Annotated in this window: 13 protein-coding genes; 8 read left to right on the top strand and 5 right to left on the bottom strand. The window is 57.2% G+C overall.

What is annotated here, in order from left to right:
* Nucleotides 1-66: 66 nt before the first annotated feature.
* A complete protein-coding gene (locus F1381_RS10945; RefSeq protein WP_151734881.1) occupies nucleotides 67-1,059 on the bottom strand; it encodes an acrylyl-CoA reductase family protein in 993 nt (330 codons plus the stop codon).
* Nucleotides 1,060-1,191: 132 nt separating this feature from the next.
* Here F1381_RS10945 and F1381_RS10940 point away from each other — a divergent pair, with 132 nt between their 5' ends.
* The 6 genes from F1381_RS10940 to F1381_RS10915 all read left to right on the top strand — a co-directional run bounded on the left by F1381_RS10940 (nucleotide 1,192) and on the right by F1381_RS10915 (nucleotide 5,794).
* The gene (locus F1381_RS10940; protein WP_151734880.1) at nucleotides 1,192-1,788 is read left to right on the top strand and encodes a TetR/AcrR family transcriptional regulator; all 597 of its coding nucleotides are present in this window, start codon (nucleotides 1,192-1,194) and stop codon (nucleotides 1,786-1,788) included.
* A 78-nt stretch (nucleotides 1,789-1,866) separates the two neighbouring features.
* On the top strand, nucleotides 1,867-2,505 hold the full coding sequence (locus tag F1381_RS10935) for a hypothetical protein (protein ID WP_151734879.1): 639 nt from the start codon (nucleotides 1,867-1,869) through the stop codon (nucleotides 2,503-2,505).
* A gap of 161 nt (nucleotides 2,506-2,666) precedes the next feature.
* The gene (locus F1381_RS10930) at nucleotides 2,667-4,076 is read left to right on the top strand and encodes an NAD-dependent malic enzyme (protein WP_151734878.1); all 1,410 of its coding nucleotides are present in this window, start codon (nucleotides 2,667-2,669) and stop codon (nucleotides 4,074-4,076) included.
* A gap of 17 nt (nucleotides 4,077-4,093) precedes the next feature.
* Entirely contained in the window at nucleotides 4,094-4,633 is a 540-nt protein-coding gene (locus tag F1381_RS10925) for an AAA family ATPase (RefSeq protein ID WP_151734991.1), read from the top strand.
* A 51-nt stretch (nucleotides 4,634-4,684) separates the two neighbouring features.
* Complete coding sequence (locus F1381_RS10920) at nucleotides 4,685-5,122, top strand: hypothetical protein (RefSeq protein WP_151734877.1); 438 nt, start codon at nucleotides 4,685-4,687, stop codon at nucleotides 5,120-5,122.
* A 228-nt stretch (nucleotides 5,123-5,350) separates the two neighbouring features.
* Nucleotides 5,351-5,794 (top strand): GNAT family N-acetyltransferase, encoded by a 444-nt coding sequence (locus tag F1381_RS10915; RefSeq protein ID WP_151734876.1) that lies wholly within the window; start codon nucleotides 5,351-5,353, stop codon nucleotides 5,792-5,794.
* 37 nt (nucleotides 5,795-5,831) lie between these two features.
* Here F1381_RS10915 and F1381_RS10910 read toward each other — a convergent pair whose 3' ends face one another.
* From F1381_RS10910 to F1381_RS10900, 3 genes are all read right to left on the bottom strand, one after another.
* Entirely contained in the window at nucleotides 5,832-6,623 is a 792-nt protein-coding gene (locus tag F1381_RS10910; RefSeq protein ID WP_151734875.1) for an ABC transporter permease, read from the bottom strand.
* A gap of 8 nt (nucleotides 6,624-6,631) precedes the next feature.
* Nucleotides 6,632-7,459 carry an ABC transporter permease gene (locus F1381_RS10905; protein WP_151734874.1) on the bottom strand — a complete coding sequence of 276 codons (828 nt, stop codon included), beginning with the start codon at nucleotides 7,457-7,459 and terminating at the stop codon, nucleotides 6,632-6,634.
* A gap of 65 nt (nucleotides 7,460-7,524) precedes the next feature.
* The gene (locus F1381_RS10900; protein ID WP_151734873.1) at nucleotides 7,525-8,340 is read right to left on the bottom strand and encodes an ABC transporter ATP-binding protein; all 816 of its coding nucleotides are present in this window, start codon (nucleotides 8,338-8,340) and stop codon (nucleotides 7,525-7,527) included.
* A 387-nt stretch (nucleotides 8,341-8,727) separates the two neighbouring features.
* On the opposite strand from F1381_RS10900, the gene F1381_RS10895 reads away from it, so the two are divergent.
* Complete coding sequence (locus F1381_RS10895) at nucleotides 8,728-9,204, top strand: DinB family protein (RefSeq protein WP_151734872.1); 477 nt, start codon at nucleotides 8,728-8,730, stop codon at nucleotides 9,202-9,204.
* Between the two features lie 46 nt (nucleotides 9,205-9,250).
* Here the strand turns inward: F1381_RS10895 and F1381_RS10890 are convergent, their stop codons facing one another.
* Nucleotides 9,251-11,002: an ABC transporter substrate-binding protein gene (locus F1381_RS10890; protein WP_151734871.1), complete on the bottom strand. Its 1,752-nt coding sequence runs from the start codon at nucleotides 11,000-11,002 to the stop codon at nucleotides 9,251-9,253.
* 122 nt (nucleotides 11,003-11,124) lie between these two features.
* On the opposite strand from F1381_RS10890, the gene F1381_RS10885 reads away from it, so the two are divergent.
* Entirely contained in the window at nucleotides 11,125-12,630 is a 1,506-nt protein-coding gene (locus tag F1381_RS10885) for a DUF4153 domain-containing protein (protein WP_151734870.1), read from the top strand.
* Nucleotides 12,631-12,721: the final 91 nt, after the last annotated feature.

The raw sequence follows: 12,721 nt of genomic DNA, 5'->3' as shown, positions 1-12,721 counted from the left end.
CAGGGGAAATCCCTTGGCCGGCCGGCTTGTGGTTAAGCGTAGTTGTGACTATGCGTACGGTCCGGTTTAGTCCATGCGGACGAGCACCCGGCCGCGGGTATTTGATTTCATAATGTCCTCCAGCGCCTGCGGCAGTCCGGCCAGTGTGACCTCGCGGTCGACGAGCAGGTCCAGCGCCGCAGGCTTAAGATCGGTGGCCATGCGTTCCCAGACGCGCTGGCGCTTCTCCAGCGGACAGGCAACGGAGTCGATGCCGAGCAGGGAGACGCCGCGCAGAATGAACGGCATAACGGTGGTAGGGACATTCGTCCCGGCCGTCAGGCCGCTGGCAGCAACGGCACCGCCGTAGGCGATTTTGCTGAGCACGGCGGCCAGCGGGCCGCCGCCCACAGAATCCACCGCCGCCTGCCACAGCTGCTTGTCGAGCGGCTTGGCCGCAGCGGCGCCCACTTCCTCGCGGGAGATGATCTCGGCTGCTCCCAGCGCCTGCAAGTAGGAGGCCTCCTCCATACGGCCGGTGCCGGCCGTTACGGTATAGCCCTTCTTGGCCAGCATGGCCACAGCCGAGCCGCCCACCCCGCCGGTGGCGCCTGTTACGAGCACCTTGCCTTTATCCGGCGAGGCGCCGTGTTCCTCCAGCGCCTGGATGGACAAGGCTGCGGTCAGGCCGGCCGTGCCGTAAATCATCGCTTCCCGCAGGCTCAGTCCCTCCGGCAGCGGCAGTACCCATTCGGCGGGAATGCGGGCATATTCGCTGAAGCCGCCGAAATGGGAGACGCCGATGCCGTAGCTGGTCGCGATGACGCTCTGGCCGGGCTGAAAGCGGCTGTCCTCCGAAGAAACCACAACCCCCGACAGATCGATGCCGGGGATAAAAGGATACTGGCGGACAATGTTGCCGCCGGGAATACTCGCCAGCCCGTCCTTGTAGTTTACACTGGAGTAGGCGACCTTGATCAGCACTTCGCCGGCGGGCAGCTCTTCAACCGTCAGCGGCTTAACAGCAACCGAGAAGCTTTCGCCTTTGTCTACGACGAGAGCCTGAAATGATTCGGACATAATAATATACACTCCTGTTCCATGGAAGTCTGTATGTTGTAAGACCGTTATATAATATTTATTCTGACCGGTCAACTTTTTTGATGCTATGATATATAGTACAACCATTTATATCCATGCTCGGGAGGCCTTATGGTACGTTACAAGAAATCCGAAGAGAAACGCAAGCAAATCCTGCACGCCGCCTTTCAGGCGCTGGCCGAATCGGGCTACGACGGCGTTACCCTGCAGACGATCGCCGATCATGCCGGAGTCAGTAAAGGCGTTGTGCATTATTATTTCGCAAGCAAGGAGGCCGTACTGGTGGAGCTGCTGGAGTGGCTGACCGGGAAAATCTCGGCCAGGGAGACCGCCGCCGTGCAGCAGCAGACTTCGGCCGCTGGCAAGCTTGCCGCTTATATCGACTCTGCGTTCGCCGGTCCGGCCAAGAACCGTTCCTTCTACCGGGTCTATCTGGATTTCCTCGCCAGAGCCAGCCGCATCGAGGCGTACCGGGAGATTAACCGGCGCTTCTATGACAGCTGCGCCGCCATCAGCGCCGAGGTGCTGACGCTCGGGCAGCAGGAAGGCATATTCTCCGGCGAGCTGTCGCCGGAGACGGCGGCGCCGCTGATCCGCGCCTTGATTGACGGCTGCCTGATCCAATGGCTGATGACCGGGAGCGACGAAGATCATGCCGTCTTCCGCGATTCCTGCCATGCGGCGGTGTGGAAGCTGCTCCGTGCCTAAAGTTACAGGCGCGGCGTTCCGTATGTGCTAAATTATGGATGATGATTAAGGCAGATACTTGGAAAGCAGGTGAAATCCATGCCGGACCGTAACAAACGCCGGGCGGTCGTAATTATATTGCTCGCGGTCTCCTTGGGGTTCAATGTAACCTATTTCATGCGCAACCGGAGCCTGCAGGAGAACTTGAACTTGTTAAGCTCAAGGATGCGGGCAGAAATTCAGGGAGAAGCCTCGTTGCAGCAAAGCTCAGGGGAGCTGATTCAAAAGGTGGCGCTGCTGGAGCTGGAGTATAACTCCCAAGATGGCCGGATCAGCGGCGAACAGCTATCGGAGCTGCGAAAGGGTGTAATGAGTCTGCCGCATGTTACGAAGAGGCTGGGGTTCATTACTAAGCTGGCAGAAGATGACCAGGGGATTTACCTTGAACTTGATGAAGTCGAGTGGCTCTCGGGAGCGGAAGCGGTCGCTGCAGCCAAAGCAGCAGGCCTTGTTGTCGATGGGGATGAGCTGCCGAATAATTTCTATATCCGCAATGACAGCGGGGAAAGCGTTCGCGTGCCGCTGGACCGTGATGTCCAAATTGCCGTGCTGGACGGGGCCGTCCATAAGCTGATCCCCTATGACGAGCTCATCTCCAGCGAACCGCTGGAACGGCTGTTTCATGTTACTTCTGCCGGAGACAAAGGGGTGCTGCTGGAAGAGCAGTATAGGCCATAGAAGACCAGCGCCTGTAAAGTTAATGAAATCAGTGGATAACATGCAGTAAATGTACAGGCGGAAAAAGAACCCGGAGAATTCCTCAGCTTCCATACTTATGTATTTTGTGTGAACTTATAGTATAGTGGACATAGGGTTGATAGCTGAAGGAGGCCTATGCTATGTCCATTGCGACGACAATGATTATCCGGCTGGAAATCCGCACACGGGAAGCGTCGTTCGGTGAGGTGGCGGCTAAGCTCGCCGCAGCCGGTGGCGATATGGTCGCCATCGACGTTATCCGGGCGGGCAAAGAGACGACGGTGCGCGATATTACGGTCAATGTGCAGGACGCGGGCAATGAAGAACTGATATTCGTTCTCTCCGGCATGCCGGGAATCAAGGTCATCAATGTTTCGGACCGCACCTTTCTGGCCCATCTCGGCGGTAAGATCGAGATCTCGCCGAAAATGCCGATCAAGAACCGGGAGGATCTGTCGCTCGTCTATACGCCCGGCGTGGCCCGTGTCTGTATGGCGATTGCAGCAGACCCGGGTAAAGCCAACTCGCTGACCATTAAAAGAAATACCGTTGCCGTCGTTACTGACGGCACCGCAGTGCTTGGCCTCGGCGATATCGGCCCGGAGGCCGCGCTGCCGGTCATGGAGGGCAAAGCCATGCTGTTCAAGCAGCTGGCGGACGTCGACGCATTTCCTCTCTGCCTGAACACGAAGGATACCGAGCAGATTATCGGTATTGTGAAAGCGGTTGCCCCGGGGTTCGGCGGCATCAATCTGGAGGACATCAGTTCGCCGCGCTGCTTCGAGATTGAGCGGCGGCTCTCAGCGGAGCTGGATATCCCCGTCTTCCACGACGACCAGCACGGAACGGCGGTAGTCGCGCTGGCCGGACTGCTGAACGCGCTGAAGGTGGTGGGCAAACCGCTATCCGATTGCCGGATCGTGGTGGTCGGTATCGGCGCTGCCGGTGTGTCGATCTGCCGGCTCCTGCTGGCGGCGGGGGCAAGCAAGCTCTACGCCGTGGATCGGGAAGGCATTCTCAGCCGGGAACATACCTATACGAACAGTGAGTGGGCGTATTTGGCCGAGGCGACGAATCCCGAGGGTCTCGCGGGCGGGCTCGCAGAAGCGATGAACGGCGCAGATGTGTTCATCGGTGTCTCCGGCGGCAACATTCTTGATGCGGCGCTGCTGGAAGCGATGGCCCCGGAGCGGATCGTGTTTGCCATGGCGAATCCGATTCCCGAAATTGATCCCGAGCTGGCCGAGCCGCGCGTCCGTGTGCTGGCTACAGGGCGGAGCGATTACCCGAACCAGATCAACAATGTGCTCTGCTTTCCCGGAATCTTCCGCGGGGCGCTGGATTGCCGCGCCAAGACGGTGAATTTGGAGATGAAGCTGGCCGCCGCGCAGGCGATTGCCGCTGTCGTGCAGGAGGATGAGCTTAATGAGCAATATATCATCCCGAGTATTTTTAACGAGAAGGTAGTGGAGGAGGTCCGGCTGGCGGTTGTTAAAGCGGCAATTGCGACCGGAATGGCCCGCCGTGTTCCGCCGGATATTTCACAGTGAACGGAGGTGATCGGGTGCTGCGCAGCAGAATTCATATTATGGGCGCCTCCGGCTCCGGCACAAGTACGCTTGCCTATGCTCTTGCCGACCGTCTCCCGCACAGGTCGCTCGACACTGACAACTACTTCTGGGCGCATAAATATACAGAGCAGACACCGGTTCCTGAGCGGCTGGAGCGGATCAAACGGGATTTATCCGGGCCCGAGCCGTGGATTCTGTCAGGGGCGGTTTGCGGTTGGGGAGATGAGCTCCGCTCCTGGTTCGATCTGGTGATCTTTCTGTGGATCTCTCCTGAACTGCGCATGAATCGTCTGAGAGCCAGAGAATACGAGCGCTACGGAAATGATATCTTACCGGGAAGAAGTAGGCATGAAGCACACCGGGAGTTTCTGGAATGGGCTGCGCTTTACGATACAGCCGATAAGCAGGTCAGAAGCCGAAAGCTGCATGAAGGGTGGATGGCACAGCTGAATTGTCCGATTCTGCGGCTGGAGGGAGACCTGACGACCGAAGAGCGCGTGGAAGCCGTTCTCGGCAGGTTATCCCATGATAATTAACGGTTCTGGCCCAGATGGCACAACGGGCAAGAGGAAATGGAGGCTTACGGTATGAAAAAACTTCTACACATATTCATGATGGCTGGATTGATACTCCTGATGATCACGGCCTGCAGCGACGATAAGCTGTATTATAACTATACCTTTACAGGGGAAAGCGAGAGCTGGTCGGCTGAATATATTCAGAAAGCTTCGGAGAAGCCTGCGAAGCAGGACGGCAAGGATGCGTATTATGAGCCGACACAGAGCTATACATTTGAGCTCAAGTACAAAGGCGACCCGGGCGATCTGGAGAATATCAAACAGTTTAAATACGGCTACAAAACAACGGGAACCAGCACGATACTAACTCAGGACGGACCGCCAGCGGCGGGACAACTGGAATCCAAAGGTAATGGAGAAATCATATTGCGTGAAGATGCTGTCATTAGCGTAGATGTGGAATGGGACGGGAAGTCGGAGCAGTTCGAGCTGCGGATCGGGGAGTAGGCTTGGTCGGGGATCAGGGCGAGGGACAAATCTGTATCCAGATCAGGGGGCAAGGCGAAGGAACACAGATTGAAGTGGTCCATTCCGGCGGATTCTAAGCCGGTGGTGTAAGCCGGCCTTCCTAATTTTGGGCAAAAGCAAGCCCACGGGGTATAACGGAGCCGTACGGTGGACAGCTTGTTGAAGAGAGCGGTACAACAATTCATAGAAGGAGAGGCAACAGCAAACATGGCTACGATCAAAGCAGTGGAAGCACAAGAACTGGAGCAGCTGAATCTTCTTTACGGGGAATTAATGGGACAGCCGGCTAATCCGGCGAAGCTGGCCGAAACCTTCGGCCGCATTGCAGGGGATGACAGGTATATTCTGCTCGGCGCCTATGTCGGCGGCGAACTGCTCGGCTCGCTGATGGGTATTATCTGCCAGGATCTGGTCGGCGAGTGCCGCCAGTTCATGGTAGTCGAGAATGTGGTGGTCTCTTCCCGGGCCCGCCGCCAGGGGCTGGGCAAGCAGCTGATGGACCGGCTGGAGGCTATGGCCCACGAGCGGGACTGTTCCTATATTATCCTGGTTTCCGGAGATAAGCGGAAAGAGGCGCATGTCTTCTATGAGGCGCTCGGCTACCGGGAAGAGAAGGTGGAAGGATACCGCAAGCATCTGGTTTCGCATTAAGCTTTGCTAATGGCAGGCAGCTGCTCCGGTTCCGGAGTCAGCTGCCTGTGCTTTTGTAGTGGCGGACGCCGATACGCCAGACAAGCAGCGCACAGCCGAGGAATGCCGCTCCTGCAGGCAAGGCCAGATAACCGGGCCACGCCGGGTAATCCCAGCCGCAGACCGTCGCCGCCGGATAGAAGCTGATGAACAGCATCGGGAGCAGGAAGCTGAACATGGATTTGAGCGCTTGGGGCAGGTAAGGCTCCGGGCAGCGCGTTACCTGGTAGCTGGCGTTGGTGAAGAGATAGATCCAGTCCAGCCCTTTGACGGTAAAGAAGGCGACGCCCGAGGTCAATACGAACACCCCGCAATACATAATGCAGCCTCCTGCCAGTGCCATGACGAGAATGGCAATATTGCGCGGGGACAGCGGCACCTCCAGCTCGGAGAGCGCCCACACCACTGCACAGATTCCGGTAGCCGGGCGGACTAAGCGGTGCAGATGGAACCGGGAGGCGGCCACCTGGACGAACAGGGAGCGCGGGCGCAGCAGCAGCCTGTCGAATTCGCCGGTGCGCAGCAGCTGCCACGGGAAATAGTCGAAGCCCCGGCATAAGGATTCCGCCAGCCCGAAGGAGGCGACTGCCAGCGCATAGACCAGAATAATGTGCGCGACCGTCCACTCCCCGATATTGCCGAAACGTGAGAACAGCAGCACCGTGGATATGGGATCGGTGACGACCACGACGAACACCTGGATCAGCATCAGCCACCAGCCCTTGTATTCCATGCCGGAGAGCAGATGCATCCGTAAATATTTGCCGTAGATTTTAACTTCCGAGATCATGGGCAGGTTCAGCCTCCTTGGACAATAATAGTGTGCAGTTTACGGTTCATGATGATCCGGCCGGCAACGATAAAGATCATGCTCCACATCAGCTGCAGACCGATTCCCGGTAAAGCGGACGCAGGCTCCAGACTGCCGACATAGAGCTGGATCGGAATATCGGCAAAGCCGCCGAAGGGCTGCAGGTACAGAAAGGTCTGCAATTCATCCGGCCACAGCCGCAGCGGCAGATAGGTTCCGGAGAGAATGCCGCTGACCAGAAGCAGAATATAGGTCGGACCGTCGCCCCAGGTGACATTGAGCCGGATGGCGGTCACCAGCATGGCGTATGCCGAGCACAGGATGAAGGCCATGGACACCGACATCAGGAAGCAGAGGAAGCCTGCCGGAGACTCCGGTGCACCGAGTGCATATCCCGCCGGCAAGAGCAGACCGACACCAATGGTCGCCACCGAACGGATCCAGGATGTGCCCAGCTTGGCGGCTGAGCTTTTGACGAACCAGTGGGTGTACAGGTCCAGCGGCCGGCACAGGTCGATGCCGACGTTGCCGTTGTTGATTTTGTCCATCAGCTCGCCGTCGATGTTCATCCGCTGAAACAGAAACAGCGCCTGCCCCAGCCACACATATGAAATCGTCTGCTCCAGGCTGAGGCCGTTGTTGTTCCACCCGTTGTCACTGTATGTATAAAAGACCGTGAACAGCACGCATTCGATAATCCCCCAGAAGACGCTGACGAACACCCCCGAAATGGCGGACGCCCGGTATTGCAGCCCTTCGGCCATGCTGATGCGCAGCAGGGAGCGGCTCGCCCTGCCGGTTTGCTTCCAATTCATGTTACACCTCCATTATTAAAAAGAATCGCAAATTTGACCGGGAGCTGCAGTTGTCCCTAGGGCGGTCAGGTCAGTGCCAGATCGCTATACATCGCGGCGATCATCGCATCGGTATTGACCTTCAATGTCACTTCCGGAGCGTATTTCTCCTGCAAGCCCGCCAGCCGGCCATCATAAAGCAGTTGCCCGTGTCCGATGACCATTACCCGTTCGCACAGCGCTTCAATATCGTCCATATCATGGGTAGTCAGCAGCATGGTGACACCGTGCTTGCGGTTCTCTTCTTTCAGGAAGCTGCGCAGCGCCAGCTTCGAGACGGCGTCGAGTCCGATCGTCGGCTCGTCGAGGAACAGAATCTGCGGACGGTGCAGCAGGGCAGCCACCAGCTCACAGCGCATCCGCTGTCCAAGCGACAGCTGCCGGACCGGCGTTCTCAGGAGGCTCTCCACATCCAGGGTTGCCGTAAGCTCGGCCAGCCTGGACCTGTAATCGCCCGGCGCAATGCCGTAAATGTCCTTCAGTACGTCAAAAGAGTCCTCCACCGGCACATCCCACCACAATTGTGAGCGCTGCCCGAATACCACGCCGATGCGCGACACATGCCGCTGCCGCTCCTTCCACGGCACTCTGCCCATGATGCGGCATTCCCCGCTGTCGGGGGTGAGAATACCGCTCATGATCTTGACTGAGGTTGATTTCCCGGCGCCGTTCGGGCCGATGTAGCCGACCAGTTCTCCTGCGGCGATGTCAAAGCTGATGCCGCCAAGCGCCTCCACCTGCTGTACATTCCGCATAAAAGCGCCCCGCAGCAAGCCGAATTTGCCTTCGGGGCGTTTATACACCTTGAAGCTTTTGCGGATATCCCGCAACTCAATCTGCATCCCAATCTCCTCCTTCGTGCAGAAGATAATAACACGGCCGCTCCGGGGGAATCGAACCGGATTCCGGCCGCTCTGATTCCTTGCTTGTGCAGCTCAGGGGGATTTGGCATTTATTCTCTTGGTTTCCCGCAAAAATGCTTGCATTCTTGACATTTCCATGCTATAGTAACTTTATAGTAAGCGTTGAGGGACACTATGTTTTTTTTATATCGTATAACATAAAAATATTAATGCCGCTGATCTGATCAGCGGCTTTTTTGCGTTTATTTTTACAGTTGTATCCCCTCAGGGATAAAACACTTCTAAACAATCATTACCTGCCTGAGGCTGTTCCTGTTGTGCTAGACTGGGGTCAATGTGAGAATTCAATCCATAAGGAGGATAAGGATGCAGACCCTTTTTCGTTATAACTGGATGGTGCGTGAGCAGTGGTACAAATGGTGTGAGGAACTGCCGGAGGAAGAATTGCTGAAACAAAGAGTCGGGGGAGTTGGGAGCATTCTGAAGACATTGTTTCACATTGCGGATGTGGAATGGAGCTGGACGATGGTTATGCTGGACAAGCCGGATTTCCAGGAGGATTTCGCCGGATACCGCAGCCTGCAGAGCGTCCGGGCGCTTGACGCGCGCTTCCGGCCGGAGGTCGAAGCATTTGTGCTGAGCTGGCATGAGGGGCTGGAGCGCAATATTTTCACGGATATACGTCCAAGCGATGGGGCGGAAGTCACGGAATACTGGGGTGAGATTATGCGGCATATGATTGCCCACGAAATTCATCATATCGGCCAGCTGTCGGTATGGTCCAGGGAGCTCGGCAAGCAGCCGCCGTCCGCCAATTTGATCGGTAAAGGATTAATGGATTAGCCGGAGGGAAATATGGCATCGGAACAGCAATTAATTAATAGCCCGCCTACGGCTCCGGCGGGAACCACAGGCGGCGCAAGTCCACCCAGCCCTGACTGTTGAAGGAGACGCCGCGCACCGTAGGCAGATAAGCCGTTTCTCCGGGCTTCTCGTACAGGATATGCAGCTGGCTGTCCTGGACCAGCAGGTCCTCGATTCCATGGAAGACCGCTGAACGGGCGGCGGAATCCGGTTCCCGGGCGATAAGCTGCAGCCGGCCCTCGATATCCGCCCGCATCCGCGGCTCCATGTGCTCCGCCAGCGTCAGATACAGATCGAACAGCCGCAGCTGTTCATCCTGGTCGCGGAGGAGGGAGAAGACGATCAGATCGGATTCGAGGCGGACCGGGCCTTTGAATTCCTCGGGCGACACCTGCAGCACCCTGCAGATGTGGCCGTACCGGGCCAGCCGCGAAGCGACCAGCTCCGCATCGCCGGCATACTGCGGAATGGTGGCGATCTGCAGCACCGCTGCAGCGTCCCGGATTTCCGCAACTTTCATCCCCGCCAAACCGGCTTTCTCTGCAGCAGCTTTCCGCTCCTCCGCACATCCCGGCACTCCGTCCGCAGGCTTCACCTCAGCACATTCATGGAGACAACTTATAATATTGCTGCGCACCAAGGGATCGCTGAGCGGTCCTTTTTTCTTCGTGTTGCAAGTGACAAATTTGCGCACCGACGAAGGGGAGTAAATGCGGCCCCAGGAGGCGGTATCCTCGGCGGAGGGGTTAGGAATAATGTGGAACGCGGAGCCGGGCTCGCCGTAAGCGCCGGCCGCGCTCCAGGGAACATGCACAATCTCGACGCGGTCCAGATGGGCCCTGCCCTGAAAATAATACGGAAAAGCCTCCAGCACACAACGCTCATCCTCTGCTTCGATCAATCGGAACGGTCCCGTTCCCACTGGCTTGCGGCCGAAGCTGCCCTCCGCCGCGCTGCCCGGATCGCGGGGAACAACCGCCGCCCGGCTGGTGCAGAGAAACGGCAGGAACAGCTCGTTCGGCCGTTTCAGCAGAATCCGTACCGTCAGCGGGTTCAGCGCCTTGATCTCACGGATGTCTCTGATGATATAGCTGTAGAGCAACCGCTGCGAGGAATTCATCATCCGCTCGAAGGAATACACCACATCCTCGGCGGTAAGGACTTTGCCGTGATGGAAGAGGACCTCTTTGCGCAGATGAAAGGTCCAGGAAGTCCGCGCGGCATCGGTGTCCCAGGCATGGGCCAGCCCGGACTGCACAGTGCTTCCGTCCGTCCCCCGCGCCGCCAGCCCGTCAAAAACATGGCTGGATACAAACGATTCGGCCAGCAGATTCATGTACAGCGGATCGAAGGAGTGAAGGCGCTGCGTGACAGGCAGCCGCAGCGTGTCGATCCGCTTGTCGCTGCGGATTTCCGTGTGATGGCCGAAATAGGCCAGCAGCCAGCCCTGCAGCGTGTTCTGCAGCGAAGAGGCCCGCGCATGGCCGCGGATGCCTTCCAGCGCGCCGCTGATGTCTTTGCCGCTGATGGCTTCGCGCATCGACTGCAGCGCAATCTCTTCGGCGGCGGCAAGGAAGACGAGCCGGGAGCGCCGGCCGCGCCCGCGGCTCGGGGTCCAGGAAATCCAGCCCCGGGCGGACATTTTGCTGATAATATGCAGGGCATTGCGGTGGGTACAGCCCAGCGTCGCGGCGAGTTCATCCAGGGTTACAGCGCATTCACCCTCCGGTGTGCAGTGCCGGGAATGCAGCTTCAGAAATTGGGCGTGCAGCTTCATGGGCAGACTCCTTTTGTAAGCCTGAATAAAATAGGAAATAAACAGAAGGAACTTTCTCTTTTTCTTCTTATTTTATCAGCTACAATCAGGATAACCAAGTAAAACATTGGAGGGATTTGGAAATGGAAGAGCCGAATACGGCTAAGCCGGAGCGCGGCGTTGCGGTGCTGGTGGCGGCACTGCTGCTGGCAGGGGCCCATCAGTACCTGTTTTACGGGAAGATGCCGGGAGTATCCATACCCATTTTTGTCGGGCTGCTTTATGTGTTTATGATGTATTACGCCAAGGATGCCCTGCGGGAAATGAACGTGGCCGGCTATGCCGGATTAGGGGTCATTGTGCTGCTGGCGATGACGTTTGCGCTGTTTGCGAACCCGGTGTTCCGGGCCCTGAACATGCTGGTGCTGCCGGTGCTGATTCTTGTGCATATGACGTATATGCTTAGCTACCGCCGGCCTGAATGGAGCGGACTGAAGCTGATCGGTGCGGCGGCGGAGCATCTGTTTCCGCAGACTTTACATCAGATAGGAGCAAGCTTCTCGCAGATTCGCAGGAAGGGCGGAGATGCGGTCCGTGACGAGCGCAAGCAGGTAATGGTCAAGGTGCTGATCGGACTGGGGATTTCCGCACCGCTGCTGATTATCGTCGTCTCACTGCTCTCTTCGGCGGATGGGGTGTTCAGTGAAACGCTGAACCGTGTGCCACAGCTGCTGGAGCGGATTTCCTTCGGGGAAGGGGCGGCCCGCACATTATGGGTGCTTCTGCTCGGCGGAGGCTTGTTCGGGCTTGTGCTCGGCTTTGCGCAGCCAAAAACATTTGACTGGAATACAGGTCTTCCTGAAATGGAGAACAAACAAGCATATGAACCGGTCAGCTTCGGATTTGATCCGGTGGTTATGATTACGGTGCTGGCATCGGTCAATATGGTGTACCTGCTGTTTGTCAGCGTACAGTTCTCTTACTTGTTCGGGGCCTGGGACGGACTGCTGCCGGAGGGCAGTACTTACGCCGACTATGCGCGGAGCGGATTTCTTGAGCTGGTGCTGGTTACGGGAATTAATTTCATCATCCTGCTGCTGTCCCTGTCCGCCTTGTCCAAAGCACGGAGTCTGCTCCACAAGGCGACATCCATCTTATTGTACATACTAGTGCTTTGCTCTCTGGTGATGCTGTACTCTGCGTTTTCCCGGCTGCTCTTATATGAGGAGGCTTACGGCTATACCTATATCCGCTTTCTGGTCCATGCCTTTATGATCATGCTGGGTCTGGCGATGCTGCTGACCGCCGTCCGGATCTCCAAGACGGATTTTCCGCTGGCCAAATGCTATATTGTGCTCGGCCTGTCCTCCTATGTGCTGATGAACTATATTGGAATGGACAATATCATTGCCGCCCAAAATATCAAGCGCTATGAAGACAGCGGCGTGGTGGATGCGGACTATCTGACCCGGCTCTCCTGGGATGCGGTTCCCCGGCTGGCTGAGTTCAGCCGCAGCGAAGGCGGAATACTGGAGCAGGGCTTGCGCGAAAAGTGGGACGGTGAAGCGCAGCGTCATCAGCCGTGGGCCTCGTATAACCTTGCACGGCAGCAGGGAAGGCAGGCGCTGGAGCAGGATTTTAATCCGTGAGTCGTGAGATTGGGTTTGGATTTATCCCTGCAGACTATGCTACAGTTGATTCTAGTATACAGGGCGTTCTGCACCGGGTGAAGAGCGCGGC

Source organism: Paenibacillus tengchongensis, assembly GCF_008973665.1.
In the GTDB taxonomy this organism is placed as follows: domain Bacteria; phylum Bacillota; class Bacilli; order Paenibacillales; family Paenibacillaceae; genus Paenibacillus_AQ; species Paenibacillus_AQ tengchongensis.
This window is presented reverse-complemented; position numbering and strand designations above follow the sequence as displayed.